The 25,965-nt window shown below is 70.9% G+C and carries 26 protein-coding genes; 8 read left to right on the top strand and 18 right to left on the bottom strand.

The features are described from left to right. Positions 1-50: 50 nt before the first annotated feature. From tal to ACT80S_RS13175, 3 genes are read left to right on the top strand one after another with little or no spacing between them, the layout of a single operon-like run. A complete protein-coding gene (tal, locus tag ACT80S_RS13165; RefSeq protein WP_377416466.1) occupies positions 51-998 on the top strand; it encodes a transaldolase in 948 nt (315 codons plus the stop codon). Position 999: 1 nt separating this feature from the next. Further along, positions 1,000-2,595 carry a glucose-6-phosphate isomerase gene (pgi, locus tag ACT80S_RS13170; RefSeq protein WP_377416468.1) on the top strand — a complete coding sequence of 532 codons (1,596 nt, stop codon included), beginning with the start codon at positions 1,000-1,002 and terminating at the stop codon, positions 2,593-2,595. Next, positions 2,592-2,921 (top strand): DUF805 domain-containing protein, encoded by a 330-nt coding sequence (locus ACT80S_RS13175; RefSeq protein WP_377416470.1) that lies wholly within the window; start codon positions 2,592-2,594, stop codon positions 2,919-2,921. Before pgi ends, ACT80S_RS13175 begins: the two co-directional genes overlap by 4 nt. Before the next feature lie 119 nt (positions 2,922-3,040). On the opposite strand, the gene groL is transcribed toward ACT80S_RS13175, so the two are convergent. The 4 genes from groL to ACT80S_RS13195 form a co-directional block, all read right to left on the bottom strand. Then, the gene (gene groL / locus ACT80S_RS13180) at positions 3,041-4,684 is read right to left on the bottom strand and encodes a chaperonin GroEL (RefSeq protein WP_377416472.1); all 1,644 of its coding nucleotides are present in this window, start codon (positions 4,682-4,684) and stop codon (positions 3,041-3,043) included. Between the two features lie 41 nt (positions 4,685-4,725). Then, positions 4,726-5,016: a co-chaperone GroES gene (gene groES, locus ACT80S_RS13185; RefSeq protein ID WP_377416474.1), complete on the bottom strand. Its 291-nt coding sequence runs from the start codon at positions 5,014-5,016 to the stop codon at positions 4,726-4,728. A gap of 212 nt (positions 5,017-5,228) precedes the next feature. Then, complete coding sequence (locus ACT80S_RS13190; protein ID WP_377416476.1) at positions 5,229-6,422, bottom strand: ABC transporter substrate-binding protein; 1,194 nt, start codon at positions 6,420-6,422, stop codon at positions 5,229-5,231. Positions 6,423-6,439: 17 nt separating this feature from the next. Beyond that, positions 6,440-6,697 carry a hypothetical protein gene (locus tag ACT80S_RS13195; protein ID WP_377416478.1) on the bottom strand — a complete coding sequence of 86 codons (258 nt, stop codon included), beginning with the start codon at positions 6,695-6,697 and terminating at the stop codon, positions 6,440-6,442. Positions 6,698-6,777: 80 nt separating this feature from the next. On the opposite strand from ACT80S_RS13195, the gene ACT80S_RS13200 reads away from it, so the two are divergent. Then, positions 6,778-7,062 (top strand): hypothetical protein, encoded by a 285-nt coding sequence (locus tag ACT80S_RS13200; protein WP_377416480.1) that lies wholly within the window; start codon positions 6,778-6,780, stop codon positions 7,060-7,062. 20 nt (positions 7,063-7,082) lie between these two features. Here the strand turns inward: ACT80S_RS13200 and ACT80S_RS13205 are convergent, their stop codons facing one another. Next, entirely contained in the window at positions 7,083-7,979 is an 897-nt protein-coding gene (locus tag ACT80S_RS13205; protein ID WP_377416482.1) for a 5'-nucleotidase, read from the bottom strand. After that, entirely contained in the window at positions 7,980-9,206 is a 1,227-nt protein-coding gene (gene gspF / locus ACT80S_RS13210) for a type II secretion system inner membrane protein GspF (RefSeq protein WP_377416484.1), read from the bottom strand. Between the two features lie 107 nt (positions 9,207-9,313). Between gspF and ACT80S_RS13215 the strand changes: the two genes are divergently transcribed. Then, positions 9,314-10,582: a class I SAM-dependent methyltransferase gene (locus ACT80S_RS13215; protein WP_377416486.1), complete on the top strand. Its 1,269-nt coding sequence runs from the start codon at positions 9,314-9,316 to the stop codon at positions 10,580-10,582. A 6-nt stretch (positions 10,583-10,588) separates the two neighbouring features. Further along, entirely contained in the window at positions 10,589-10,912 is a 324-nt protein-coding gene (locus ACT80S_RS13220; protein ID WP_377416488.1) for a DUF1840 domain-containing protein, read from the top strand. A gap of 75 nt (positions 10,913-10,987) precedes the next feature. On the opposite strand, the gene ACT80S_RS13225 is transcribed toward ACT80S_RS13220, so the two are convergent. The 4 genes from ACT80S_RS13225 to ACT80S_RS13240 all read right to left on the bottom strand — a co-directional run bounded on the left by ACT80S_RS13225 (position 10,988) and on the right by ACT80S_RS13240 (position 14,492). Continuing rightward, entirely contained in the window at positions 10,988-11,992 is a 1,005-nt protein-coding gene (locus ACT80S_RS13225; protein ID WP_377416490.1) for a tripartite tricarboxylate transporter substrate binding protein, read from the bottom strand. A gap of 154 nt (positions 11,993-12,146) precedes the next feature. Beyond that, positions 12,147-13,136, bottom strand: a complete 990-nt coding sequence (locus ACT80S_RS13230) for a tripartite tricarboxylate transporter substrate-binding protein (protein WP_377416492.1) — start codon at positions 13,134-13,136, stop codon at positions 12,147-12,149. Between the two features lie 80 nt (positions 13,137-13,216). Then, entirely contained in the window at positions 13,217-13,684 is a 468-nt protein-coding gene (locus ACT80S_RS13235; protein WP_377416494.1) for a hypothetical protein, read from the bottom strand. Beyond that, positions 13,650-14,492, bottom strand: coding sequence for a hypothetical protein (locus ACT80S_RS13240; protein WP_377416496.1), 843 nt, complete (start codon positions 14,490-14,492; stop codon positions 13,650-13,652). Before ACT80S_RS13240 ends, ACT80S_RS13235 begins: the two co-directional genes overlap by 35 nt. 116 nt (positions 14,493-14,608) lie before the next feature. On the opposite strand from ACT80S_RS13240, the gene ACT80S_RS13245 reads away from it, so the two are divergent. Next, a complete protein-coding gene (locus ACT80S_RS13245; RefSeq protein WP_377416498.1) occupies positions 14,609-15,379 on the top strand; it encodes a pseudouridine synthase in 771 nt (256 codons plus the stop codon). Between the two features lie 9 nt (positions 15,380-15,388). Here the strand turns inward: ACT80S_RS13245 and ACT80S_RS13250 are convergent, their stop codons facing one another. From ACT80S_RS13250 to ACT80S_RS13265, 4 genes are read right to left on the bottom strand one after another with little or no spacing between them, the layout of a single operon-like run. Then, the gene (locus ACT80S_RS13250) at positions 15,389-17,740 is read right to left on the bottom strand and encodes a fimbria/pilus outer membrane usher protein (RefSeq protein WP_377416500.1); all 2,352 of its coding nucleotides are present in this window, start codon (positions 17,738-17,740) and stop codon (positions 15,389-15,391) included. Next, a complete protein-coding gene (locus ACT80S_RS13255) occupies positions 17,731-18,519 on the bottom strand; it encodes a fimbrial biogenesis chaperone (protein WP_377416502.1) in 789 nt (262 codons plus the stop codon). Before ACT80S_RS13255 ends, ACT80S_RS13250 begins: the two co-directional genes overlap by 10 nt. A gap of 39 nt (positions 18,520-18,558) precedes the next feature. Then, positions 18,559-18,999, bottom strand: coding sequence for a hypothetical protein (locus tag ACT80S_RS13260; protein ID WP_377416504.1), 441 nt, complete (start codon positions 18,997-18,999; stop codon positions 18,559-18,561). Positions 19,000-19,010: 11 nt separating this feature from the next. Then, positions 19,011-19,493 carry a spore coat protein U domain-containing protein gene (locus ACT80S_RS13265; protein ID WP_377416506.1) on the bottom strand — a complete coding sequence of 161 codons (483 nt, stop codon included), beginning with the start codon at positions 19,491-19,493 and terminating at the stop codon, positions 19,011-19,013. A gap of 195 nt (positions 19,494-19,688) precedes the next feature. Between ACT80S_RS13265 and htpG the strand changes: the two genes are divergently transcribed. Further along, positions 19,689-21,614 (top strand): molecular chaperone HtpG, encoded by a 1,926-nt coding sequence (gene htpG, locus ACT80S_RS13270; RefSeq protein ID WP_377416508.1) that lies wholly within the window; start codon positions 19,689-19,691, stop codon positions 21,612-21,614. 19 nt (positions 21,615-21,633) lie between these two features. Here htpG and ACT80S_RS13275 read toward each other — a convergent pair whose 3' ends face one another. From ACT80S_RS13275 to ACT80S_RS13290, 4 genes are all read right to left on the bottom strand, one after another. After that, a complete protein-coding gene (locus ACT80S_RS13275; RefSeq protein ID WP_377416510.1) occupies positions 21,634-22,602 on the bottom strand; it encodes a tripartite tricarboxylate transporter substrate binding protein in 969 nt (322 codons plus the stop codon). Between the two features lie 128 nt (positions 22,603-22,730). Beyond that, positions 22,731-23,720, bottom strand: coding sequence for a serine/threonine protein kinase (locus ACT80S_RS13280; RefSeq protein WP_377416512.1), 990 nt, complete (start codon positions 23,718-23,720; stop codon positions 22,731-22,733). 11 nt (positions 23,721-23,731) lie between these two features. After that, positions 23,732-25,177 carry a serine/threonine protein kinase gene (locus ACT80S_RS13285; protein ID WP_377416514.1) on the bottom strand — a complete coding sequence of 482 codons (1,446 nt, stop codon included), beginning with the start codon at positions 25,175-25,177 and terminating at the stop codon, positions 23,732-23,734. Then, a complete protein-coding gene (locus ACT80S_RS13290; RefSeq protein ID WP_377416516.1) occupies positions 25,174-25,929 on the bottom strand; it encodes a metallophosphoesterase family protein in 756 nt (251 codons plus the stop codon). The genes ACT80S_RS13285 and ACT80S_RS13290 overlap by 4 nt, the downstream gene beginning before the upstream one ends. Between the last annotated feature and the right edge of the window lie 36 nt (positions 25,930-25,965).

The raw sequence follows: 25,965 nt of genomic DNA on the forward strand, positions 1-25,965 counted from the left end.
GGGCCTGAAGGTAACCGAATTACTCCCGTTTCGCCCGGATAATCCAGTCCATGAATCAACTCGAAGCGCTCAAGCAGCACACCACCGTGGTCGCCGATACCGGCGACTTCCACCAGCTCGCCCAGTTCCACCCTCAGGACGCCACGACGAACCCCTCCCTGATCCTGAAGGCGGTCCAGAAGCCCGAGTACGCGCCGCTGATGCAGGAGGTCGTGGGCCGCTTCCGCGGCCAGCCGCTGGATGAAGTGATGGACCGCCTGCTGGTGCGCTTCGGCTGCGAGATCCTGCGCCACGTGCCGGGCCGCGTCTCGACCGAGGTCGATGCGCGCCTGAGTTTCGACACCGAGGCCACCATCGCGCGCGCCGAGCGCATCATGGGCCTGTACCAGGCCGAGGGCGTGAAGCCCGAGCGCGTCCTGATCAAGATCGCCTCGACCTGGGAGGGTATCCAGGCCGCCGCGCGCCTCGAGCAGAGCGGTATTCGCACCAACCTCACGCTGCTGTTCTCGTTCTGCCAGGCGGTGGCCTGCGGCCAGGCCCAGGTGCAGCTGATTTCCCCCTTCGTGGGGCGCATCTACGACTGGTACAAGAAGGCCGCCGGCCCGGCCTGGGACGAGGCGGCGAACGCCGGCGCCAACGACCCCGGGGTGAAGTCGGTGCGCCAGATCTGGCAGTACTACAAGCGCTTTGGCATCGACACCGAGGTGATGGGGGCCAGCTTCCGCAACACGGGCCAGATCGTGGCCCTGGCCGGCTGCGACCTGCTCACGATCAGTCCCGACCTGCTGGCCCAGCTGGCCGCCTCCGAGTCGCCGGTCGTGCGCGCCCTGGACCCGGAGCAGGCGCAGGCGATGGACCTGGCCGAGGTCACCTACGACGAAGCCGCCTTCCGCTACGCCCTCAACGACGACGCCATGGCCACCGAGAAGCTGGCCGAGGGCATCCGGGCGTTCGCCGCTGACGCGGTGAAGCTCGAGCAGCTGATGAAAGCGGTGTGACATGGGCGGCGTGGACCTGAGCACCTTCGCGCGCTGTGACCGCACGCCCGCGTGGTCGGCCCTGGCCGAACGCCACGCGGCCTCGGGCCGCAGTTTCGACATGCGCCAGGCCTTCAGCGAGGATGCGTCCCGCTTCGAGGCCTTCAGCCAGGAAGCGCCTCATGTCTTCGCCGACCTGTCCAAGAACCTGATCGACCGCGGCACCGAGGCGCTGCTGCTGCAGCTGGCGCGCGAATGCGGCCTGGAGGCGCAGCGCGACGCCATGTTCGAGGGCGCCACGGTCAATGTGACCGAGCAGCGCGCGGTCATGCACTGGCTGCTTCGGTACCCCGGCAGCGGCGCGCAGTGGAAGCCGCAGGGCCTGGCCGGATTGTCCGGGCCGCGGGCCGAGGTCGACGCGACGCTGGAGGCGATGCTGGCCTACGCCGAACGCGTGCGCGCCGACGACGCCATCACCGACGTGGTGAACATCGGCATCGGCGGCTCCGATCTCGGGCCTCAGATGGCCGTCGTGGCGCTGGAGCGCTACGCCTCGCCGGGCCGCCGCATGCACTTCGTGTCCAACGTCGACGGCCACGAGCTCGACGGCGTGCTGGCGCGCCTGAAGCCCGAGAACACGCTGTTCCTGGTCGCTTCCAAGACTTTCACCACGCTGGAGACCCTGGTCAACGCGCGCTCGGCGCGCGCCTGGTTCGCCGCCCAAGGCGGCACCGACGTCGCCCGCCACTTCGCCGCCCTGACCACCAACGTGGCCGCGGCCGCGGACTTCGGCATCACCACCACCTTCGGCTTCTGGGACTGGGTGGGGGGGCGCTACTCGATGTGGTCGGCCATCGGCCTGCCGATCGCCATTGCGATCGGGGCGCGCAACTTCTGCGCCTTGCTCGCTGGCGCGCATGCGATGGATGCGCACTTCGCCACCGCGCCGCTGGAGCGCAACCTGCCGGCCCGCCTGGCCTTGCTCGATCTCTGGTACCGCGACTTCCACGGCTTCACCAGCCGCAGCCTGGCCGCTTACCACAGCAGCCTGCGCCGCCTGCCGGCCTATCTGCAGCAGCTCGAAATGGAGAGCAACGGCAAACGGGTCGATCGCCGTGGCGAGGTCGTGCCCTATGGCACCTCTCCGGTCCTGTGGGGCGAGGTCGGCACCAACGGCCAGCATGCCTACTTCCAGATGCTGCACCAGGGCACCGACGTGGTCCCGGTGGAATTCGTGGCTGTGCGCGAGGCGGCCCATTCGCTGCCGGGGCACCAGGAGCTGGTGCTGGCCAACGTCCTGGCCCAGGGCCAGGCGCTGATGCAGGGCAAGGCCGATGCCGGCGGGCACCGCCACTTCACCGGCAACCGGCCCAGCACCCTGCTGCTGCTCGAGCGCCTCGACCCGGCCAGCCTGGGCGCGCTGATCGCGCTGCAGGAGCACCGCGTGTTCTGCAGCGGCGCGCTGTGGGGCATCAACAGCTTCGATCAGTGGGGGGTGGAGCTGGGCAAGGTGTTGGCGAAAGACATCACCCCGCGGCTGGCCTCGGGGGATGTGGAGGGGCTGGACGCCTCCACGGCCGGGTTGCTGCGTCGATTGACGCGACAATCTGTCACATGAGCATCGTCCAGAGCGTCAAGCACTGCCTGTCCCATTACGCCACCTTCCGCGGCCGTGCGCGCCGTCCCGAGTTCTGGTGGTTCATGTTGTTTTGCGTGCTGGCCATCGGCCTGGCCGAGGGCCTGGTCGGCGAGGGCTTCAGCGGCCTGGTGACGCTGGCGCTGCTGCTGCCCACCTTCGCGGTGTCGGCCCGCCGCCTGCATGACATCGGCCGCAGCGGCTGGTGGCAGCTGGTGAGCCTGGTGCCCCTGGTGGGCGTGCTGGTGGTCCTGTACTGGTACGTGCAGCCCAGCGACGCCTACGAGAACAAGTTCGGCCCCGTCTGAGGCCGCCCGTCGAATCCCCCAAAGAACAAAGGCCGGGTCTCCCCGGCCTTTGTTCTTTGGCTGTCCTGGTGGGACAGGGCGCGGCGGCAAGCGCCTGAGCGCCTCCCGCCGTGCGGGCATTACATGCCCATGCCGCCCATGTCGCCCATGCCGCCGGGCATGCCGCCGGCCGCCGGAGCGTCGTCCTTCGGGGCCTCGGAGACCATGCACTCGGTGGTCAGCATCAGGGACGCCACGGAAGCGGCGTTCTGCAGCGCGGTGCGGGTGACCTTGGTGGGATCCAGGATGCCCATCTCGATCATGTCGCCGTAGGTGTCGTTGGCGGCGTTGAAGCCGTAGTTGCCCTTGCCGTTCAGGACGGCGTTGACGACCACGGAGGGCTCGCCACCGGCGTTGCCCACGATCTCGCGCAGGGGGGCTTCGATGGCCTTCAGGACCAGCTTGATGCCGGCGTCCTGGTCGGCGTTGTCACCCTTGATCTCGCCAGCGGCTTGCTTGGCGCGCAGCAGGGCGACGCCACCACCGGCGACGATGCCTTCTTCCACCGCAGCGCGGGTGGCGTGCAGGGCGTCTTCGACGCGGGCCTTCTTTTCCTTCATCTCGACTTCGGTGGCGGCACCGACCTTGATGACGGCGACGCCGCCGGCCAGCTTGGCCACGCGCTCTTGCAGCTTCTCGCGGTCGTAGTCGGAGGTGGCTTCCTCGATCTGGACGCGGATCTGCTTGACGCGCGCCTCGATGTCAGCGGCAGCGCCGGCGCCGTCGATGATGGTGGTGTTTTCCTTGCCCACTTCGATGCGCTTGGCCTGGCCCAGGTCGGCCAGGGTCACCTTCTCGAGGGTCAGGCCCACTTCTTCGGCGATGACCTTGCCACCGGTCAGGATGGCGATGTCTTCCAGCATGGCCTTGCGACGGTCGCCGAAGCCCGGGGCCTTGACGGCCACGACCTTCAGGATGCCGCGGATGGTGTTCACCACCAGGGTGGCCAGGGCTTCGCCCTCGACGTCCTCGGCGATGATCAGCAGCGGACGGCCGGCCTTGGCGACTTGCTCCAGGGTGGGCAGCAGGTCACGGATGTTGCTGATCTTCTTGTCGAACAGCAGCACGAAGGGGTTGTCCAGGAGGGCAGCCTGCTTCTCGGGGTTGTTGATGAAGTAGGGCGACAGGTAGCCGCGGTCGAACTGCATGCCCTCGACGACGTCGAGTTCGTTCTGCAGGGACTTGCCGTCTTCGACGGTGATCACGCCTTCCTTGCCGACCTTGTCCATCGCGTTGGCGATGATCTCGCCGATGGAGGTGTCGCTGTTGGCGGAGATCGAGCCGACCTGGGCGATTTCCTTGGAGGTGGTGGTGGGCTTGGAGGCCTGCTTCAGCTGGGCGATCAGGGCTTCCACAGCCTTGTCGATACCGCGCTTGAGGTCCATCGGGTTCATGCCCGCGGCCACGTACTTCATGCCTTCGCGCACGATGGCCTGGGCCAGCACGGTGGCGGTGGTGGTGCCGTCGCCAGCGTTGTCGGAGGTCTTGGAAGCGACTTCCTTGACCATCTGGGCGCCCATGTTCTGGAGCTTGTCCTTCAGCTCGATTTCCTTGGCCACGGACACGCCGTCCTTGGTCACGGTGGGGGCGCCGAAGGAGCGCTCGAGCACCACGTTACGGCCCTTGGGGCCCAGGGTGACCTTGACCGCGTTGGCCAGGATGTTCACGCCTTCGACCATGCGGGCGCGTGCTTCGCCGCCGAAAACAACGTCTTTAGCTGCCATTTGTCTAACTCCGAATTCGATTCAGTGGGGGTGACCCGGGATTACTTCTCGACGACCGCGAACAGGTCGTCTTCCTTCATGACCAGCAGTTCGTCGCCGTCGACCTTGACGGTCTGGCCGCTGTACTTGCCGAACAGCACGCGGTCGCCGACCTTCACGTTCAGGGCGATCAGCTCGCCCTTGTCGTTCTTGCGGCCGGGACCGACTGCCAGCACCTCACCCTGGTCGGGCTTCTCGGCGGCGTTGTCGGGGATGACGATGCCGGAGGCGGTCTTGGTCTCGTTTTCCAGGCGCTTGACGATCACGCGATCGTGCAGGGGACGAAGTTTCATGGGATCTCCTTGACTTCTGGGCTATTGAAGTGACATCAGAAAGCGCCAACCGGTCGTGCGACCGAGTTAGCGCTTTGGAATTACCCTGGGGCGTTGTTAGCACTCAGCCCCAGCGAGTGCTAATGATAGGGCCTTTCGGGACGGTTTCAAGCCGTCCCCGGGATGACCCTGAACGGGCCGGTGCTGCCGGCCCGTGCGCGCGTGGCGCCTGCTTACTTCCTGGCCGCGGCGGGGGCTGCGGCAGCCGGCCGGCTGCCGGTGTCGATCGGGCCGTTGAGGGGCGGCAGGTTTTCGATCACGACCTGGCGGCCGTTCTTCACCTCCACCAGGAAGCTGTCGCGGTCCAGGTCGCCCTTGTCGTCGAAGCGGACGTCCATGATGACCCCGGGGTACTTCTTCGCGCTGATGACCAAACCCTTCATGGCCTGCGCAGTCGCCTTGCGGTCCACCTTGCCGGCTTTCTCGATGGCGGCCTTCAGCGTGTACACGCCCATGTAGCCCTTGATGCCGTTGTGGTCCGGGATGTACTTGTACGCCTGGTAGAACTTGCCCTTGAAGGCCAGCATCTCGGGAATGGGCGCGTCCACGGTCAGGCCCACGTGGGCCATGGCGCCGTTGGCGGCGTCGCCGGCCAGTTCGATCACCCGCTGGCCGGTCAGCGTGGTCTCACCCAGGATGGGCTTGTTCCAGCCCTGCTTGCGGAACTCGCGCAGGATGCGGGCGGACTCTTCCTCGGTGACGTAGACGAACACCGCGTCGGCGCCGCTCTGCCGGGCGCGGATCACCGCGGCCGAGAAGTCCACCTGCATCGGTTCGGTGGAGATGTCGGCGACGATCTTCGTGGCCGACCCTTCCAGGTTCTTGATGATCGCGTCGCGGCCGCCCTTGCCGAAGTCATTGTTCTGGTAGATCACGGCCAGGGTCTTGGCCTTGGTGGTGATCCACTTGGCCATCTTCGGGAAGCTGGTGGACTGGCCGAAGCTGGTGCGGAACACGTACGGGTTGCCCTGCTGGGTGATGGCGGAGGCTTCGCCACCGGTCCAGTTGGGCACCTCGGCTTTGCGGCTCTCGGCCATCGACACCATGATCGAGCCCGAATACACCGGGCCGAAGATCGCGAACGCGCCCTCGTCGATCGCCTTCTGCGTCAGGCCCTTGGCCACGCCCGGGTTGGTCTGCGTGTCCATGTCGGTGACCTGCAGCTTGCGGCCCAGGATGCCGCCCGAGGCATTGATCTCGTTGATGGCCAGACGCACCCCGTCGCGGAAATAGGTGCCCGGGGTCGTGCCGCCCCCCGACAGTTCCACGATGTTGAAGATCTTGATGGGCTCCTGCGCGTGGCTGGCTGCGGACAGCGCCAGGGCCACGCAGGCAGGGACGAGCTTGAGCAGGTTGCGCTTGTTCACGGTTGTCTCCGGTCGGATTAAAGTGGAATGGTGTTCTGAAATTGAATGTCGTTCCGATCGTCGCTGCACTGGCGGAATCGTACCGGCTCAGCTGAACGATGACTACTACCCGGATCGCACTTTTCGATGCTGGAGCCATCGGGAAAACCCACATTGACCGCCTCCTGCGGACGGAAGACCTCCAGCTGGCCGCCATCGCCGATCCCGCCGAGGCCGGCCGTGCGCTGTCGGCCCGCCGCGGCCGTACTGCGCTTCGCCAACGGCGCGCTGGGCACGGGGGGCTCTCGGATACGGCGGCCTCCCCTGGTGCTGGGACTTCTGCGCCGGCGAGCAGGACCCTTGCCCGCACCCGCCGGTGCAGTCCCACTTCATCAACGGCACCCATGGCTCGCTGTCGCTGCCGGACCTGTCGCTGTGGCACGACCAGGGCGACCGCAGCTGGCACGCCGAGCTCACGCGGGAGCAGACCGGCGTGCGCCAGGCCGACCCGTACATCCGGCCGCAGCTGCACTTCGCCGCGCTGGTCGCCGGCCGGGAGGCGCCCCTGTGCAGCGCGCTCGACGGGCCGCGGACGCTGCAGGCCACGCTGGCGGTGACCGAGGCCGCCCGGTCGGTGCCGGCCGTCCCCAGCGTGGGCTGACGCGAGAAGCCGGCCCGCGCTCAGGCGTTGGCGATGCCGCCGGCCACATGCCCGGCCGGCACATGCCGGGCGGCGTGGTTGACGTGACCGGTCTGGTCGTCGAAGAAGAAGTCGGGCTCGAACTCGCGCAGGAACTCGCCCTTGGGCAGGCCGCCGAGGAACATGGCCTCGTCGACCTGGATGTTCCAGTCCATCAGCGTACGGATGGCCCGCTCGTGCGCGGGCGCGCTGCGCGCCGTCACCAGCGCGGTGCGGATCTTCATGCGCGGCGTGCCGGCCTGCTGCAGCCGATGCAGCGCGGCCAGCAGCGGCTTGAAGGGGCCTTCGGGCAGGGGCTGGGCGATCTTGCTGGTCTCGTGCTGGACGAAGGCGTCCAGGCCCTGGGCCTGGTAGACGCGCTCGGCCTCGTCGGAGAACAGCACGGCGTCGCCGTCGAAGGCGATGCGCACCTCGTCGGGGTAGGCATCGCCTGCCGGCATGGACTCGGTCAGCACCCGCGCCGCGGGGAAGCCGGCGTTGAGCGCCTCGCGCACGTCCTCGGCGTTGGCCGAGAGGAACAGGTGCGCCCCGAGCGGGCGCAGGTAACGGAAAGGCGGCCGGCCCTGGGTGAAGACGCCACGCTCCAGCTTGATCTCGTTGGCCAGGCCGGAGCGGAAGATGCGCATGCCCGAGACCGGGTCATTGCGCGAGAGGATCACCACTTCCACCCGCTGCTGCCCCGGTTCGTTGAAGGCCATCAGCTTCTTGATCAGGGAGAAGGCGATGCCGGGCCGGGCCGGCAGCTCCAGGCGGTCGAGCTGCAGCGCCATGTAGGCGCCCGGGTCGCCGTCCTCGAACAGCCGGTTCTCCTCCTCGAAATCGAACAGCGCCCGCGAGGAGATCGCGACCACCAGCTTGTCCTGCAGCGTCACCGCCATTCAACGCACCCACTGATTGAGTTGGATGATCGGCAGCAGCACGGCCAGCACGATCAGCATCACCACGAGGCCCATGGCCACGATCAGCAGCGGCTCCAGCAGCGTGGCCAGCTGCATCGCCCGGCGCTGCACCTCGGCCGAAAGCTGGTTGGCGGCGCGCTGCAGCATCACCGGCAACTGGCCGGTCTGCTCCCCCAGCCGGGCGAACATCGACAGCAGCCCCGGGAAGCGCTTCTTCTGTGCCAGCGCCGAGGCCAGCGGCGCGCCTTCGCGCACCATCACCAGGGCGTCCATCGCGTCGGCGCGCATGGCCCGGTTGCTCAGGGTCTCGCCGGCCGCCTGCAGGGCCTTCAGGATCGGGACGCCCCCGGCCGCGAGCATGGCCAGGGTGCTGGCGAAGCGCGCCGCGTTGTAGCCCCGGGCGAGCCGGCCGACCAGGGGAAGCTGCAGCCAGGCGGCGTCATAGCGCTCGCGCAGCGCCGGGTTGCGCAGGGCCAGGCGCAAGGCCACGGCGCCCGCCGCCAGCAACCCCGCGGCCAGCCAGCCCCAGTCGCGCACGGCGGCGCTGATGGCGAGCATGGCGCTGGTCAGGAAGGGCAGCGCGCGCTTGGTGCCGGCGAAGACGTTGGCCACCTGCGGCACCACGTAGGTCACGAGGAACAGCACGATGACGATGGCCACGAGGGTGACGATGGCCGGATACAGCGCTGCGCCGACCAGCTTGGCCTGCAGGGCCTGACGCTCCTCGAGGTCGTCGGCCAGGCGCTCGAGCACGGTGCCGAGCTGGCCGCTGTGCTCGCCCGCGCCGACGACGGCGACGTAGATGTCGCCGAACTCGCGCGGGAATTGCGAGAGCGCCTTGGCGAACGCCGAGCCGGCATTCACCTCGGCGCGCAGCGCCGCGACCAGGGCGCGCTCGCGCTCGTTCGCGGCTTCCTCGGACAGGGCGGTGAGGGCCCGCTCCAGCGGCAGGCCCGAGGTGACCAGGCCGGCGAGCTGGCGGGTCCAGACGGCCAGCTGGGTGGCGTTGAAGACGGGCCGCGTGGTCCAGCGCGCCAGGCTGCCCGCCGCGGCCGCGACCTGGCCGGTGGCCACCGGCTGCACCTGCAGCGGCACCAGCGATTGCGCCCGCAGCAGGCCGCGCACCGCCTTGGCGGTGTCGGCTTCCATCACCCCCTTGCGGGTGGCGCCCTGTTCGTCCAGGGCCTCGAAGGAATACGCGGGCATGCGGCGATTATGGCCACGCGGCCCTGACACCACGCAGGCGCAAGTCGGGTCCTTGTCCTACAGCTGGGCCGATTGACGGTGTTTTCGGGCCGACGCAAGAATTTTGAATGGAAGCTCTTGTGCGTCGCATCGCCCCGCAGCTCGCCGGCGCGCCGGTCCGCGTCTCGGTGGTGCTGCCCGGCGGGCAGCGGATCGGGGATGGCTCGGCCGAGGTCGTCCTGCGGTTCCACGACTGGGGGGCGCTCGCCCACCTGGCCACCGGCCGCATCGGCGCGCTGGCCGAGGCGGTGGTCGAGGGCCGGGTGGACATCGACGGGCGCATGCGTGACGTGATGGAGGTCGCGGCCTACCTGTTGCCGGACAGCCCGGTGAGCCGCCGCTCGGACCGCTGGGCGGGCCAGTGGCAGCGCCTGCGGTCGATCGCGCTGCACACCCGCCAGCGCGACGCGCAGCAAATCCAGTTCCACTACGACGTTTCCGACGATTTCTACGCACTGTGGCTGGACCCGCGCCGGGTCTACTCCTGCGCCTACTACCGCAGCGCCGACATGCCGCTGGCCCAGGCCCAGGAGTCCAAGCTGGACCACATCTGCCGCAAGCTGATGCTTCGCCCGGGTGAGCGTTTCCTGGACATCGGCGCCGGCTGGGGCGGGCTGCTGCTGTGGGCAGCGGAGCATTACGGCGTGCGCGCGCAGGGCATCACCCTCTCGCGCAACCAGCATGCCCATGTGAGCCGGCTGATCGAGGAGCGGGGCCTGCGGGGCCGGGTGCGGGTCGACCTGCTCGATTACCGCGACCTCACCGAGGGCGAGGACGGGGGCTACGACAAGATCGCCTCGGTAGGCATGTTCGAGCACGTGGGCCAGGCCAACATGGCCCGCTACTTCGGCAAGATCGAGCGCCTGCTGCGACCCGGCGGGCTGGTGATGAACCACGGCATCACCGCCGGGGGCACCACGCCCGGACAGCTCGGCGCGGGCATGGGCGACTTCATCGAGAAATACATCTTCCCCGGCGGCGAACTGCTGCACGTGAGCCATGTGCTGCGCGAGATGGCGGACGCAGGGCTGGAAATGCTCGACACCGAGAACCTGCGGCCGCACTACGCGCGCACGCTGTGGGCCTGGTCGGACGGGCTCGAGGCGCGGCTCGACGAGGCGCGCCGGGTGCTCGCGGCGCAGGGCGATGCCGGGCGCGGCGAGCGCACCGTGCGGGCCTACCGGCTGTACCTGGCGGGCAGCGCCATGTGCTTCGAGCGGGGCTGGCTGTCGCTGCACCAGATGCTGGCGGCGCGGCCGGATGGCGAAGTGCCGGGCGGCACGCTGCGCGGCGCACAATCGGGTTATCCGTTCACCCGGGGGTACATGTACCCCTAGCCCGTCATGCTGTTCAAGTTCAAGTCCAAGGCCGCCGGCGACCTGGTGATGCTCGAGCCTACCGGCCGCCGCATCCTGAAGATCATCGGCAAGGACCCGTCGCCCACGGGCATCATCCAGCCGCCCGAGATGGCAGCCGCCGCCACGGCGCTCGAACGCGCCGTCGCCGAGGAGGAGGCGCAGCAGAAAGCCGCGATCGAGGAAGCCCGCGCCAAGGGCGAGCCGCCGCCGCGCTTCGAGGCCATCAGCCTGCGCCAGCGCGCGCATCCCTTCATCGAGATGCTGCGCCGCTGCGAGAAGGCGGACCGGGAGATCGTCTGGGGCGTCTGAGGCGCACGGCCGAGGCGCCCGTAACGCCTGGGGTGCCCCGTTGCCCGAGGCGCGCCTGGCCCGCCGGCGGCGCGATCAGTCGACCTTCGCGCCCGACACCTTGACCACCTGGGCCCACTTGCGGTGCTCGGACTCGATCAGCTTCGCGAACTCCGCGGGGGTGTTGCCGCTGGGGATGGCGCCCTGAGCCAGGAGCCGCTCCTTCATCGCCGGCGTGGCCAGCGCCTTGGCCGTTTCCTGCTGGACCCGCTGGATGATGTCCGCCGGCGTGCCTGCCGGCGCCAGCAGGCCGAACCAGGAGGTGGCCTCGAAGCCCTTGAGGCCGGCGGCCTCCTCGATCGTCGGCACATCGGGCAGGGCCGCGGAGCGCTCCAGGCTGGTGACGGCCAGCGCCTTGAGCTTGCCCGCCCTGATCTGCGCCATCGACGAGGGCAGGTTGTCGAACATCACGTCCATGTTGCCCGCGATCATGTCCAGCAGCGCCGGGCCCGAGCCGCGGTACGGGAAGTGGACCATGTAGGTGCCGGTCATGCTCTTGAACAACTCGCCGGCCAGGTGGATCGAGGTGCCGTTGCCGCTGGAGGCCATGTTCAGCTTGCCGGGGCGGGACTTGGCCACGCGGATGAAGTCCTGCACGCTGTTGACGCCCAGCGCCTTGGCCTTGTCGGTGCCCATGACCATGACGTTGGGCACGCCGGCCACCAGGGTGATCGGCGCGAAGTCCTTGAACGGGTCGTAGGGCAGCTTGTCGTAGAGCGCCCGGTTGATGCCGTGGGTGCCCACGGTACCCATGAGGAGGGTGTAGCCGTCGGCCGGCGACTTGGCCACCTGCTCGGCGCCGATGTTGCCGCCCGCGCCGCCACGGTTCTCCACCACGAAGGATTGGCCGAAGGCCTTGCTCAGCTCCGGGGCGAGCGCGCGCGCCAGGATGTCGGTGGTGCCGCCCGGGGCGAACGGCACGAGGATGCGTACGGGTTTGGTTGGCCAGGCGGCAGCCTGGGCCCACGCACCCGGCGCGAACGCGGCGGCAGCGAGCGATGCGAGGGCGAGCCGGCGGCGCGGCAGGTATTCGGCGGTCACGCGTTTCTCCTTGGGGTGTTGCTCTTGTCGGGAGCATCCTGCACCGGGCGGCCCGCTCCGCGCATCCGTGTAAACGGCAATCCGGCACGGCCATGAAAAAGGCCGCCCGGAGGCGGCCTCGAGGTCACGCGCGCACAGGCGCGGCGCGCCAGGCTCAGTCGGCGTAGACGCCGGCGGCCTTGATGATCGGGCTCCACTTGGCGATCTCGGCGGCGACGAACTTCTTGTGCTCGGCCGGGTCGCTGCGGCGGTCGGACACCACCACGGCACCCAGGCCTTCCTGCTTCTTGATGAACTCGGGGTCCTTCAGGGCGACCTTGAGCGCGTCGTTCAGCTTCTTCTGCACGTCGGCGGGCGTGCCCTTGGGGGCGTACAGGCCGTGGAAGACCGACACGGAGAAGCCCTTCAGGCCAGACTCGTCCAGGGTGGGCAGGTCCTTGAGCGCCGGGGTGTTGATGCGCTTGGGCGTGCTGACGGCGTAAGCCTTGACCTTCTTGCCCTCGATCTGCGAGGTGGTGTTGGTCGTCTGGTCGCACATCAGGTCGATCTGGCCGCCGATGAGGTCGGTCATGGCCGGGGCGGCGCCCTTGTACGGCACGGTCGTCATGTCGATCTGCAGGGCGTTCTGCAGCAGCAGGCCGCACAGGTGCGAGGCCGAGCCCACGCCGGCGTTGCCCAGGTTGACCTTGCCCTTGTTCTGGTTGATCCAGGCCACCACTTCCTTGAAGTTGTTGGCAGGCAGGGTCGGGCGGGCGACGAAGGTCATGGGCACGTCGTTGATCATGCCCAGGTACTCGAAGTCGCTTTCGACCTTGAAGGGAATGTTGCGCACCAGGGTGGGCATGGTGGCCATGCCGATGTGGTGCAGCAGCAGGGTGTGGCCATCGGGCTGGGCCTTGGCGACCTTGTTGGCGCCGATCGAGCCGCCGGCGCCGGCGGAATTGTCGATGACGATGGTCACGCCACCCAGCGGCTTGCGCATGGCTTCGGCGAGGTCACGTGCCACCCGGTCGGTCGGGCCGCCGGCGGTGAACGGGACGATGATCGTGATGGGCTTGTCCTTCGCGGGGAAGTCGGCAGCCTGGCTGCCGACGCCGGCCAGGGCCAGCACCGCCAGGGGGACGATCTTCATGAATGACTTCATCTGGGAAACTCCGGGGGATATATGACCCAAAGATGCTAGTCCATTCCGCCGGATGAGGCCTCGGTAATTTGCCGAATCCCTTAAGGCAGAAGTGCGAACCTTCCCTGGAGTGCCTTGATCTTTGTCAGGCAACTGACAAGTAAGGCCGTCAGCAGCCAGCCGTCGGGGTCGAGGCCGGCCAGCGCGAGGCTGCCCTTGGCGACCAGGTGGCCGGAGCCCGGGTGGCGGGCGAAGCACAGCGCCGGCAGGTCGTTGGACAGCGCCTCCTCCAGGAGGTGGCAGAACACGTCGGCCTGCTCGCCGGGCACCGGGGTGCCGCAGTCTCCGAAGAACTCCAGGTGCTGGTTGGCCTCGTTCACGCGCAGGGCGAAGTCGACGCCCTCGATGTTCAGGCAGCCCGAGGCGACGATGTCCGCGGCCTGCGCGTCGCCGACGCCCAGGCGGGCGCACAGGCGGACGAGGATCTCCTCGATCCCCGGCAGCGCCCCGGGGGCGGCCGGGGAGGCGCCCGGGTCAGGTGCCTGCGGGTCGGGCCGGGTGTGCGCCATGGGGAAGGTCTCCATCGGGGCCGGGGGGCATGAGGTCCTTGCGCAGCGCGCCCCAGGTGAACAGGCCGATCTGCAGCGGCTGCATGCGCAGGGCCTCCGGCACACGGCCCAGGTGGGTGACGTGCGCGACCAGGCGCAGGTTCGCCAGCCCCATGGGCACCAGGCTCAGGGCGCGGCCGACGGCGGTGCGCCGGATCTCGTCGTCATCGGGCATCGGGGCAGGTCGGCCGCCGGCCCACTGCGCCGAGGCTTCGCAGGCCACGCCGGCAGCGGCGGTGCCGGCCATGGACAGGGCCAGCGTCGTGAGGGCCGCGCCCGGCGTCCCCGGCACCGGGCGCGGCAGGAAGCGGGCGTTCGCATAGAGCATGTTGACCGTGTAGATGCACACCGATGGAATGAACTCGTGCCAGCGGGCGCGTCGGGGTGGCTGCGTGGACTGGAAGTCCAGGGCCTCGAACAGGGCGCGCTGGGCCGGCGCGGTGAGGTAGCCGGCCAGGCTGGGGAGGACGAAGCCCGCGACGCCCGCCACCGCCGGGTTGCCGCGCAGCCGCAGGTGGTTGCTCAGGGCGAACGCCAGGCCGAAGCAGGAGCCCTGGCCGATGGCCGTGGCGACGGCGGCCTTGGCGAGGGCCTGCGGGTCCTTCCGCGGCGGGGGCCCTTCCTGCGAATGGGGCAGCAGGCGTGCCTGCACCGCCTGGGGCTGCGGGCAACGCAGGTCCGCGCTGCCGGTGTCAACGGGGCCTGCCGGGGGCTGCGGGGGCGCAGGGGGCGGCGGGAAGTACATGTGGCGAAGCCAGATCCTGTCCATGCGCGCTCCTTGGGCGGGGCCGGGGGCGCGATCATAGGAGCAAGTCCCTCCCGGGGACCCACGGCCACGCCCGGGAAACGGAAGCAATGCACACAAACCGATAATCGCGCTCTCCCATGACCGACTCTGCCGCCCCCACCACCCGCCTCAACAAGCGCATGGCCGACCTTGGCCTGTGCTCCCGCCGCGAGGCCGACGACTGGATCGCCCGCGGCTGGGTGCGGGTCGACGGCCAGGTCGCGACCATGGGCCTGCAGGTCGGGCCGCGGGCGCGCATCGAGGTCGACCCGGCGGCGCGAGGCCAGCAGGCGCAGCGTGTCACGGTGATCCTCCACAAGCCGGTGGGCTACGTCAGCGGCCAGGCCGAGGACGGCCATGAACCCGCGGTGACCCTGGTGCAGGGGCGCACCCACTGGCGAGGCGACCCGTCGAAGACGCGTTTCGCGCCCGCGCAGCTGCGCGGCCTGGCGCCGGCCGGCCGGCTCGACATCGACTCCACCGGCTTGCTCGTGCTCACGCAGGACGGCCGCGTCGCCCGCCAGCTGATCGGCGAGGATTCCGACGTCGAGAAGGAGTACCTGGTGCGGGTGAGCTTCGGCGACATCACGGCGGACGTGCAAAAGGCCTTCCCCGCCGCCAAGCTGGCGCTGCTGCGCCACGGCCTGAGCCTGGACGGGCAGGCGCTCAAGCCGGCCCGGGTGGACTGGCAGAACCCCGAGCAGCTGCGCTTCGTTCTGAAGGAGGGCCGCAAGCGCCAGATCCGCCGCATGTGCGAGCTGGTGGGCCTGAAGGTGGTGGGCCTCAAGCGGGTGCGCATCGGCCGGGTGATGCTGGGCCAGCTGCCGCAGGGGCAGTGGCGCTACCTGGGCCCGGGTGAGCGGTTCTGAGCGCGCGGCTCAGGGCGCGCAGCGCAACTCGCCGAGGTCGGCCAGGAGCTCGTCGCCTGCCGGCACGTCGAGCGTGAAGGCGCAGGCGGCCGGCGCCACGCCGGCCACGCCGGCATGGCGGCCCGGGGGCAGGTTCTCCAGGTAGAGGGTGCCGTCGCTGCCGGTCAGCGTCTCGATCACCAGGCCCGCCGCGTCGATCCGCACCGGCAGGACCGCCACGGGGCCCCGGGAGTCGCGCAGCCGGGTGGACACGGCACGCACCCGGATCGCGCCGAAATCCACCACCGCGCCGGTGCGCGCCGGCAGCACCACGCGCCGCTGCAGCCGTGGCACCGTGTGGTCGATCGGCAGGCCCTGCGGGTCGATGCCGACCTCGGCCTCGCGGAAGGCCGCAACCTCGGGCAGTAGGACCTCGCCGCGTCCGTCGCTCGTGCCCACCACCTCGCCGCCCAGGGTCACCGGGACCTGGGCCAGCGCCTGGCCCACGCGCGCCACGATGAAGCCGTCCCGGATCGGCCGGGCCAGGTAGGCGCGGCCGTCCACCCAGGCGATGCCGCCGCTGGCCGACAAGCGCAGCTCGTCCTGCGCGCCGGCGCGCTGCCAGCCGCCGCGCAGCAGCGCCTGGCTGCCCTGGTACTGCGCCTCGGCGCGCCAGGCCTCGTCGGCGTCCACGCCACCGGCCGGCCGCAGGCGTTCGGCGGCAAGGTCGTAGCCCCAGCCCGGCCCGGCGGGCAGGTGGCGGCGCAGCTGCAACGCATCGTGCGACTCGCCGCCGGCCTGCCGCGTCTCGAGCGTGGCGGTGCGGCGGTCGTCGAGCAGCAGCGTCAGGCCCAGGCGCACCTCGAGGTGCGGGCCGCGGTCGTCCCGCACGCGGGCGATGCCGGCGCGCAGCCCGGCCCGCCACTGCGGCAGGAAGACGCTGTAGCCGAGCGCGGTCGCATCGCGCGGCGACCGCCATGGCGCGGTGTCGCCCGCCGGCGCCTCGTGCACCGTCTGGCGCGTGCGGCTGATCGACAGCGTGCCGGCCTGCGGCCAGGAGCGGCTCGCGTGCAGGGCGATGGCGTTCCTGCGGTGGCTGGGGGCGACCGGCTCGGCCAGGACCGCGTAGCCGGCGGATTCGTGCCGCCACGCCGCGCCGGCCGCCCAGGCCTCGGCCTCGTACTGGTACCGCAGCGACAGGGCCCGCCCGGGCCGGCCGGCCCACCGGCTCCAGGCCGCCGTCGCGGACAGCACGCCGGCCGCGCCAAGCCGCGCGGTGGCCATCGGGCCCGCATGCAGCAGGCCGCCGCGGCCCTGGGCATGGGCGCCCAGGGTCAGCGCGTCGGACAGGCCCCGGCGGTGCCAGGCCGAGAACGCCGGCGCGCCGTAGTCGCTGCCGGCCTCGCCGAGGCGGCGGCGCAGCGCGCCGATGGCGTACTGGTAGTCGTGCAGGCCGGGGCGCAGCAGCTCGGGGCTCGCGTAGAACGCGTAGGGTGTCGTGGTGGTGCGGCCGAAGGGGTCACGCACCAGGACCTGAACGTCACGCGCGCCGGGGCGCAGGTCGAGGTCGCGGATCTCGAATTCGCCGGGCCGCACCCTTTCGCTGCGCACCCGCTGGCCGTCCACGTAGACCTCCACCTCGCTGGGCAGGCTGGCCTGCCCCTGCACCACGCCCAGCGGGTGATGGCGGCGGTACGGGTCCAGCCCGGCATGGCGCGAGACCGACAGCCCGCCCAGCGCGACCCCGCCACCCAGTTCGGCGGGCGTCGTGAACAGGTCGCCCGCCGTCCACCGCTGCAGGTCCTGTGGACGGTCGACGGTGAGGCTGGTGGCGTGGCGGATGAAGCGGCGGCTGCCGACGGTGGCGGTATGCCCCGTGGCCTGCAGCAGCACCGGCCCGAGGCGCGCACCGCCCTCGAGGGAATAGGTGGGCCCGGCACGCGCGACGTCGCCCCGCGTGTGCTGGATCGCCCAGTTCAGGAAGCCGCTGGCCTGGCCGACCTGCTCGAGCCGCGGCGCGCGGTTCGCGGCATCGACCGCCGTGCGCGCCAGCAGGCGGGGTTCGGCCAGGAGGTCCAGGCGCAGCGCGCGCTCGTCGAGCGTCCATGACAGCCCGGCGAGCCGGTCCAGGTGCAGGTGCGCCTCCCCGTCGACCTGGACGCGCGCCGCCTCCGGCGGCGGTTGCAGGCCCAGGGCCGGCAGGTCGTCCTGCCGCAGCAGCAGGCGGCCGTCGGGCTCGCGCAGCACGAACAGGTCACCGCGCCGCTCGCTGTTGACGGTGACCGCGAGCACCATCGGTTCGGGTTGCGCGCGGGCCGGCATCGCCGCGAGCGACGCGGCCAACGCCAGCAGCAGCGCGCCTGCGCGGGCGGTCACGGGCATGCGGCTGCGTCCGCCGGCAGGGCGCGGCGCAGGTCGACGGCGTGGGTGCGCACCTCCAGCGAGAGGCGGACGATGCGGCGGCAGGCCTCGGGCGGCATGGCCAGCGCGAAGGCGCGCGAGCGTCCGGCCAGCAGGTAGCCGGGGCCGGCCTGGCCATCGAACACTTCGGCATCGCGTGCGTCGAAGCCGCGCACGCGCACCGCCTCGAGGCGCTCGTGGCGGTTGCCGTCGTTGCGCAGGCGCCAGCGCACCTCGCCGGCGGTGACCGCGAGCCCCTCCGCCTCGAGGCGGGCGACCGGCTGCAGCGGCCGCACGAACACCGGCGCGCCAAAGCGCACGAGCATGCGTACCTGGGTCGGGGCCTGCGACGGCTCGCCGGCGGGCGCCCGGGCCGGCGGCGGCAGCTCCTCGACGAAGAGGCGGAAGGCCTTCTCGACCTGCGTCAGCGGCTGGCGCAGGCCGATGCGCACCACGCCCTCCTGGCCCGGGGACAGCAGCAGCATCCGCGGGAAGTGCACGAGTTCAGGCGACTCCTCGTAGGTGTCCTGCCCGGCATCGTCCTGGGACCAGGCCATGGCGCGCACCTGGAACGCCATGGGTGCGGTGTCCTCGTTGCGCACCGTCAGGGCGGCGCTGCGCACGGCGCCGCCGAGTTCCAGGCGCATGGGGGAGACGGAGAAGGCGCCGGCATGGGCGCCGGCGGGCAGGTGGCCCAGGATGGCGAGGCCCAGGGACAGGAGCCGGCGGGCGACCGCGGGCGGCAGCGAGAGGATCGGCATGGCAGGAAGGCCGGGTCGGGCCGGCCGCAGTGGCGACGCTCAGGGCGTCAGGCAGACGACGAGGCTGTCCTCGTAGCGGCCGGCGCGGGCACGGCTGTAGCTGCCCGCCGGCAGGACCGCGTGGAGGGACAGGGTGCGGGTACGGTTCACGACCGGGCCGAGGCTGCGCGAGAGGGTGTAGGCGATCGAGGGGCCATCGGGCTGCTTCAGGTGGCGCGTCACGGCGCCGTTGCCCAGGACCTGGTTGTCCGCCGCGACGTGGAGCTGGGCGAGCTCGCGGTCGCTGCAGTCGCTGGCGGTGAAGTGCACGCTGGCGCGGACCTCGCTTCCCTCCGAGGGCCGCAGCGTGCCCAGGTTCAGCGCCTGCCCGCCCGCCGTGAACCGGCAGGCCCAGGCCGGCGCGGCGGCCAGCAGGGCGAGCAGTCCGGCGGCGGCCGCCCGGCGGGCGGCCCGGCGCCTGTGCGTGGCCGGGGCAGGCATACGCCAGGGGCTCAGGGCGTGATGGTGAAGGACACCGTGTCTTCGTAGGCGCCCGCCTTGGTCAGCGAGTACGCGCCTTCGGCGACGGTGGCATTGATGTCGATGCCCACGCGGGTCGGCGACGGGCCGGCGCCGGGCGTGAAGCCCATGCCGGCGGCGTAGTCCGTGGGCCAGCTCAGGCGGTAGGCGAACTCCTGGTTGGCGCCGCCGGCGGAGTCCTTGAGCTTCATCTTGCCGCTGTAGCTGCCGGCGGCCTGCGTGCCGACCTGGATGGCGGAGGGCTTCACGCCGTAGGTGCATTCATAGGTCAGGACGGCGCCGGCGGTCTTTTCGCCGCCCGCGGAGGGGTCGAGCTTGCCGAGGTCGATGCTGAGGGTGCCGGACGTGAACTTGCAGCGGGCCTCGACTTCGGCCTTGACGGTGAGGTCACGGGAGTCGGCGTGCGCGGCGGCGGCGGCCAGGGTCAGGAATGCCAGCAGGAGGCGGTTCTTCATGGGGATCCTCGGTGGGGGTGGTGGATGCCGGCGGGGGTGCCGGCGGGCGAAAGCTGGCCAATGTAATGAATACTTTATGTTGAATTCCTGACTGTCCAGCTGGAGCGGGGGTGGCTTGAAACCCGGCGGCGCGCCCCCACCTGCCGCACGCGGCCGGCCTTCCCGGGCGGCCTGTCACACGAACCCAGAACGACGATGACCCAGAAACAGACCCTGTCCTTCCAGGCCGAGGTGGCGCAGTTGCTGCACCTCGTCACCCACTCCCTGTACTCCAACAAGGAAATCTTCCTGCGCGAGCTCGTCTCCAATGCCTCCGATGCCTGCGACAAGCTGCGCTTCGAGGCCCTGGCCGACAACGCCCTGTACGAGGACCAGCCCGAACTCGAGGTGCGCGTGCACTTCGACACCGCGGCTCGCACGCTGACCATCACCGACACCGGCATCGGCCTGTCGCAGCAGGAGGCGATCGACAACCTCGGCACCATCGCCAAGAGCGGCACGCGCGACTTCCTCGGCCGCCTGTCTGCCGAGCACAAGGCCTCGGCCACCGAGCAGGGCCAGTTGATCGGCCAGTTCGGCGTGGGCTTCTACTCCGGCTTCATCGTCGCGGACCGCATCACGGTGGAGTCGCGCCGCGCCGGCCTCAAGCCCGAGGAGGGCGTGCGCTGGAGCAGCGGCGGCACCGGCGAGTTCGAGGTCGAGGCGATGACCCGCGCCGAGCGCGGCACCAGCGTCATCCTGCACCTGCGCGAGGACGCCGGCGACTACCTCGCCACCTGGAAGCTCAAGTCCATCATCGCCAAGTACTCCGACCACATCGCGCTGCCCATTCGCATGCGCAAGGAGGAGTGGAAGGAGGGCGAGAACGGCCAGCCGGGCGGCATGGTCCTCACGGACGAGTGGGAGACGGTGAACCAGGCCAGCGCCCTGTGGACCCGACCGAAGAAGGACATCACGCCCGAGCAGTACGCCGAGTTCTACAAGGCGATCAGCCACGACTACGAGGCGCCGCTGGCCTGGGCCCACAACCGAGTCGAGGGCAACACCGAGTACACGCAGCTGCTGTTCATCCCGGCGCATGCCCCCTACGACCTGTGGAACCGCGACAAGAAGGCGGGCGTGAAGCTGTACGTCAAGCGCGTCTTCATCATGGACGAGGCCGAGGCGCTGATGCCGGTGTACCTGCGCTTCGTCAAGGGCGTGGTTGATTCCTCGGACCTGCCGCTCAACGTCTCGCGCGAGCTGCTGCAGGAAAGCCGCGACGTGCGCGCGATCCGCGAAGGCTCCACCAAGCGCGTGCTGTCCATGCTGGAGGAACTGGCGAAGCACGAGAAGGACGAGTCCGCTTCCGCCGAGGACAAGGCCAAGTACGGCAAGTTCTACGCCGAGTTCGGCGCGGTCCTCAAGGAGGGCCTGGGAGAGGACGCCGCCAACCGCGACCGCCTGGCCAGGCTGCTGCGGTTCGCCTCCACCACCAGCGACACGGTGGGCGTCTCGCTGGCCGACTACAAGGCCCGCATGAAGGAAGGCCAGGAGGCGATCTACTACATCACCGCCGACACCCTGGCCGCGGCGAAGAACAGCCCGCAGCTGGAGGTGTTCCGCAAGAAGGGTATCGAGGTGCTGCTCATGACCGACCGGGTCGACGAGTGGGCGCTGAACTTCCTGACCGAGTTCGACGGCACGCCGATGCAGTCCGTGGCCAAGGGCGCGTTCGACCTGGGCAAGCTGCAGGACGAGGCCGAGAAGAAGGCCGCCGAGGAAGCCGCCGAGGCGTTCAAGCCCCTGCTCGCGCAGCTCAAGGAGGCGCTCAAGGACCGCGCCGAGGACGTGCGCGCCACCAGCCGCCTGGTCGACTCACCGGCCTGCCTGGTGGCCAGCGACGGCGGCATGAGCATGCAGCTCGCGCGCATGCTGAAACAGGCCGGCCAGCCGGTGCCCGATGCCAAGCCGGTGCTCGAGGTGAACCCCGGCCACCCGCTGGTGAAGAAGCTGGAGGGTTCGGTGCATTTCCACGACCTCGCGCAGATCCTGTTCGACCAGGCCCTGCTGGCCGAGGGCGGCCTGCCGGAGGACCCGGCAGCCTACGTGAAGCGCGTGAACGCGCTGCTGGCGGGCTGAGCGCCCGCCCGGGGCGAGGTCAGTCGACCTTGCCCATCTTGCGCACGACCTCCGCCATGCGGCGCACGTCGGCCTGGACATAGCGCTCGAAGTCCGGCGTGTCCTGGTACAGGATGGGACTGCCGGCGTTGCCGATCACCTCGCGCACCCGGGCGTCCTGGGCCGCCGCGCGGGCCGCGGCGCGCAGGCGCTGGGCCACCGGCTCGGGCACGCCGGCGGGGATGAACAGGCCGGACCACTGCGCGTACTCGGCGTTGTAGCCGGCGTCCTTGAGGGCCGGCACCTCGGGCAGCGCCTCCAGCCGGCCGTTGCCCCAGTGGGCCAGCACGCGCAGCTTGCCCGCCTTCACATGCTGCAGCACCGTGGCCGGGCCGGAGGAGACCGCGTCGATCTGCCCGCCCAGCAGGGCCACCACCGCGGGGCCCGCGCCGGTGAAGGGCACGTGCGTCATGCGGATGCCGGCGGTCTGCGCCAGGATCTCCATGGGCACGTGCATGGTGCCGTAGTTGCCCGAGGAGCCGTAGTTGAGGGCGCCGGGCCGGCGCTTGGCCTCGTCGACGAACTCCTGCACCGTCTTCCACGGCGACTCGGCGCGCACCGCCAGCACCGTGGGATCGGCGGTGAAGCGAGCGATGGGGCGCAGCGCGGCGTGGGTGTAGAGGGGCGCCTTGCCGGTGAGCGCGTCGGCCTCGGGCAGGACGCTGTACGAGGACAGCGCCATCAGCAGGGTGTGGCCGTCGGCCGGCGCCTTGGCGGCCAGGCCCATGCCGATGCCGCCGCCGGCGCCGCCCCGGTTCTCGATGACCACCGGCTGCCCGAGTTCGCGGGCCATGGCCTCGGCGACGGGGCGGGCGACGATGTCCGCCAGCCCGCCGGGCGGGAAGGGCACGATCATGGTCAGGGGCTTGCTGGGGAACGGCGCCTGGGCGGCGGCGCCGCCGCACAGGGCGGCCAGCGCCGCGGCGGCGACGAGGTGTCGGCGTTGCATGGTCTTGTCTCCTGGAATGGCCGGCATCTGGCGTGCCGTGCGGCCATGCTAGGAAGCGGACGGCCCGCCGCAGGACAGGGGTTTCCCGCAGGCCGCCGCCCAGGTGACAGCCCGCCCGGTCCCGCGCCTCAGGCCACCAGCGGCGGCTCGGCCATCGCCTCGAGCTGCTCCTCGAGCATCTGCACCTGGCCGCGCCAGTAGTCGCTGCTGCCGAACCACGGGAAAGCGTGGGGAAAGGCCGGGTCGTCCCAGCGCCGCGCGAGCCAGGCGCTGTAGTGGATCAGGCGCAGCGTGCGCAGGGGCTCGATGAGTGCAAGTTCGCGCCGGTTGAACTCGCGCATCTCGTCGTAGCCATCGAGCAGCGCCCCGAGTTGGCGCTGGCGCTGGTGGCGTTCGCCGGACAGCAGCATCCACAGGTCCTGCACCGCGGGGCCCATGCGGGCGTCATCGAGGTCGACGAAGTGCGGGCCCTGGTCCGGCGTCCACAGGATGTTGCCGGGGTGGCAGTCGCCATGCAGGCGCAGCGCGGGCACCGGGCAGGCGGCGAACGCCTCCTCGATGGCGGTGATGGCGAGGTCGCACTGGCGGACCCAGGCCGACTCGACATCGAGTGGAATCGCCTGGTGCGCCAGCAGCCACTCGCGCGGCTCGCGGGCGAAGGACTGCACGTCCAGCGTCGGCCGCTCGGCGAAGGGCCGGCGCGCGCCGACAGCGTGGATGCGGGCGAGGAAGCGGCCGATCCACTCGAGCACCTCGGGGTCGTCCAGCTCGGGGGCGCGGCCGCCGCGGCGCGGGCTGACGCTGAAGGCGAAGCCTGCGTGCTGGTGCAGGGTGCGGCCCTCCAGCACCAGGGGCGGGACCGCAGGGACCTCGGCCGCCGCGAGTTCCGCGGCGAAGGCATGCTCCTCGAGGATGGCGGCCTCGCTCCAGCGCCCCGGCCGGTAGAACTTGGCGACGACCTGGGCGTGGCCCTCCACGGCGTCCTCCAGGTGGACCTGGTAGACGCGGTTCTCGTAGGAACTCAGGGCCAGCAGGCGGCCGTCGCCGTACAGGCCGACGCTGGCCAGCGCGTCGAGCACGACGTCGGGGGTGAGGGTTTCGTAGGGGTGGGAGGCCATCCCCCCGATTGTCAGGCGTCTGCGGCGCCGACCGGCTCCGGGGCCTGCGCGCCGAGCCGCGCGAAGGGCGCGTCCTGCTTGACCAGCAGCACGCTGCACGGCGCCGCCATCGCCACCCGCGTGGGCACGGTGGCGACCAGGCGCTGCAGCGACAGGCCGTGGGTGGCCGCGCCGATCACCAGCAGGCTCACGTGGTTGCCCTCGGCGTAGGCGATCAGCGCCTGCGCCACGTCGGAGGCCTCGAGCACGTGGTATGAAACCTGGTGGCCCTCCAGCTTCACGCCCTCCGACCACCGGCGCAGGCGCTCGAGGTGCTCGCGCTGGTGCAGGGTCTCGTCGTCGTCGGGCGCGATCACCGTCACGCAGGCCAGGCGCGCGCCAGGGCGGATGCCCAGCGAGCGCGAGGTGGCGGCCCGCAGCGAGTACAGGGTGCTGTCGCTCACGTCGCGGTGCGGCACGGCCACCATCACGATCGGCACCTGGTCGAGTTGCTCGGCGGGCAGCGGGCTGGGCTGGTAGTGCATGCCCGCGGCCCGGAACCAGCGCCTGAGGTGGGTGCGCCAGGAGGTGCCCTTCGTGGCCTGCCCGCGCTCGGTCACCTGGACCTGCTCGGGGTGCGCGAGGTCGAAGGCCAGGAGCGCCGCCGAGGGGTAGCGCTGCGCCGCCTCGGGCGCCAGGCACTTGAGGATCACTTCCTGCAGCCAGGGCGGCAGGTCGGCGCGGCGCGCGCGCGGCGGCACCGGGTCCATCCACAGGCGCTGGCGCAGGCCGCCCGGGGTGGCCGGCGCGCCGAAGGGCAGCTCGCCGGTGGCCAGCTCGTACAGCATCACGCCGATGGCGAAGATGTCGCTGCGCAGGTCGCCGCGCACGCCCACCACCTGCTCGGGCGCGATCCAGGCGGGCGAGCCCACCGCGAGACGCAGTTCCTCGGCCAGCAGGTCCGGCACATGGGCGTGCCAGCTCAGGCCGAAGTCCAGGAGCACGGCGCCGCCGTCGGGGCGCAGCAGCACGTTGGCCGGCTTGAGGTCCAGGTGCACCGCGTGCTGCTGGTGCAGGGCGTGGCAGGCGGTGGCGATGGCGCCGCCCAGGCGCGCGATCTCGTCCACCGGTACCGGCTCGCGCTTCTCGAGGGCCTCGTCCATCCGCTGCTGCAGCGTGCGGCCGGGGATGTACTCCATCACCAGGTGCGGCAGGCGGGCGAGGTCGCCGGCGGCGACGAAGCGCGGCACGTGCGGGCCGGCCACGCGCTGCATCATCTGCTGCTCCACCTCGAAGCTCACGATGTTCTCGGCGCCGTCGCCGCCCGCCATGCGCGGGACCTTCATCACCATCGGGAAGCCCGGGTCGGGCCGGCCGCTGGCGTACTTCACGTGGTACAGGTGCGCCATGCCGCCGGCATGCACGAGCTCCTGCACCACGAAGCCGTCGATCTCGGTGCCGGGCGCCAGCAGCTTCATCGTCCCTCCTTCAGTCGCTCGGAAAAGTTCGCGGGCAGGCCGGTGCGGGCCACGGCCTCTGCGGCCGCGAGGTGGTCGTAGGGCACCCGGTGGAAGACCACGCGCGGTGTCGTGCCGGTGGCGTCCCACAGGGCGTAGCCGGCGCGCTGGTCGCCGTCGCGCGGCTGGCCGACCGAGCCGATGGTGGCCACCCAGCGCCGGTGCCGCGGCAGCGGGATCGGTGCGCCCGGCGTCGGCTTGAAGGGCATCAGGCTGCCGCTGCGCCCGGCATACCACAGGCACTGCGCGTGCACATGGCCGCCGAAGACCACATGCACGCCGGGCACGGTGCGGGCGGCGTCGAGGCTGCGCTGCGCGCGGGTGGGGTGGGTGACGTAATGCCAGGCCGCGGGATCGTCGGCGCTGGCGTGCACCAGCAGGGCGCCGGCGCAGTCCGCCTGCAGCGGCAGGCCGTCCAGGAAGGCGCGCTGGGTGTCTGAGAGCTGGTCGTGGGTCCAGCCGGCGCCGACCTCGGCGATGGTGGGCCCGGTGCCGCCGCGGACGGCCAGGCTGTCGTGGTTGCCCTGGATGACGATGGCGCCGGTCGCGGCCAGCGCCATGGCCATGTCGACGACCTCGGCCGGCTCGGCGCCGTAGCCGACCAGGTCACCCAGCAGCGCGAAGCGGGTCGCGCCGTGGGCGCGGGCGTGCTCGAGGCACGCCCGGAAGGCGCGCAGGTTGGCGTGGATGTCCGACAGCAGGGCCAGGATCATGATTGTCTCCATGACCATCATCCCGCCCCAACCTGA

This window comes from Ramlibacter sp. MAHUQ-53, from assembly GCF_052600055.1.

Excerpts from the sequence above, each read along its gene's own strand:
- tal (WP_377416466.1), top strand. The coding sequence starts at position 51 with ATGAATCAACTCGAAGCGCTCAAGCAGCACACCACCGTGGTCGCCGAT.
- pgi (WP_377416468.1), top strand. The coding sequence starts at position 1,000 with ATGGGCGGCGTGGACCTGAGCACCTTCGCGCGCTGTGACCGCACGCCC.
- ACT80S_RS13175 (WP_377416470.1), top strand. The coding sequence starts at position 2,592 with ATGAGCATCGTCCAGAGCGTCAAGCACTGCCTGTCCCATTACGCCACC.
- groL (WP_377416472.1), bottom strand. The coding sequence starts at position 4,684 with ATGGCAGCTAAAGACGTTGTTTTCGGCGGCGAAGCACGCGCCCGCATG.
- groES (WP_377416474.1), bottom strand. The coding sequence starts at position 5,016 with ATGAAACTTCGTCCCCTGCACGATCGCGTGATCGTCAAGCGCCTGGAA.
- ACT80S_RS13205 (WP_377416482.1), bottom strand. The coding sequence starts at position 7,979 with ATGGCGGTGACGCTGCAGGACAAGCTGGTGGTCGCGATCTCCTCGCGG.
- gspF (WP_377416484.1), bottom strand. The coding sequence starts at position 9,206 with ATGCCCGCGTATTCCTTCGAGGCCCTGGACGAACAGGGCGCCACCCGC.
- ACT80S_RS13215 (WP_377416486.1), top strand. The coding sequence starts at position 9,314 with ATGGAAGCTCTTGTGCGTCGCATCGCCCCGCAGCTCGCCGGCGCGCCG.
- ACT80S_RS13220 (WP_377416488.1), top strand. The coding sequence starts at position 10,589 with ATGCTGTTCAAGTTCAAGTCCAAGGCCGCCGGCGACCTGGTGATGCTC.
- ACT80S_RS13230 (WP_377416492.1), bottom strand. The coding sequence starts at position 13,136 with ATGAAGTCATTCATGAAGATCGTCCCCCTGGCGGTGCTGGCCCTGGCC.
- ACT80S_RS13235 (WP_377416494.1), bottom strand. The coding sequence starts at position 13,684 with ATGGCGCACACCCGGCCCGACCCGCAGGCACCTGACCCGGGCGCCTCC.
- ACT80S_RS13240 (WP_377416496.1), bottom strand. The coding sequence starts at position 14,492 with ATGGACAGGATCTGGCTTCGCCACATGTACTTCCCGCCGCCCCCTGCG.
- ACT80S_RS13245 (WP_377416498.1), top strand. The coding sequence starts at position 14,609 with ATGACCGACTCTGCCGCCCCCACCACCCGCCTCAACAAGCGCATGGCC.
- ACT80S_RS13250 (WP_377416500.1), bottom strand. The coding sequence starts at position 17,740 with ATGCCCGTGACCGCCCGCGCAGGCGCGCTGCTGCTGGCGTTGGCCGCG.
- ACT80S_RS13255 (WP_377416502.1), bottom strand. The coding sequence starts at position 18,519 with ATGCCGATCCTCTCGCTGCCGCCCGCGGTCGCCCGCCGGCTCCTGTCC.
- ACT80S_RS13260 (WP_377416504.1), bottom strand. The coding sequence starts at position 18,999 with ATGCCTGCCCCGGCCACGCACAGGCGCCGGGCCGCCCGCCGGGCGGCC.
- ACT80S_RS13265 (WP_377416506.1), bottom strand. The coding sequence starts at position 19,493 with ATGAAGAACCGCCTCCTGCTGGCATTCCTGACCCTGGCCGCCGCCGCC.
- htpG (WP_377416508.1), top strand. The coding sequence starts at position 19,689 with ATGACCCAGAAACAGACCCTGTCCTTCCAGGCCGAGGTGGCGCAGTTG.
- ACT80S_RS13275 (WP_377416510.1), bottom strand. The coding sequence starts at position 22,602 with ATGCAACGCCGACACCTCGTCGCCGCCGCGGCGCTGGCCGCCCTGTGC.
- ACT80S_RS13280 (WP_377416512.1), bottom strand. The coding sequence starts at position 23,720 with ATGGCCTCCCACCCCTACGAAACCCTCACCCCCGACGTCGTGCTCGAC.
- ACT80S_RS13285 (WP_377416514.1), bottom strand. The coding sequence starts at position 25,177 with ATGAAGCTGCTGGCGCCCGGCACCGAGATCGACGGCTTCGTGGTGCAG.
- ACT80S_RS13290 (WP_377416516.1), bottom strand. The coding sequence starts at position 25,929 with ATGATCCTGGCCCTGCTGTCGGACATCCACGCCAACCTGCGCGCCTTC.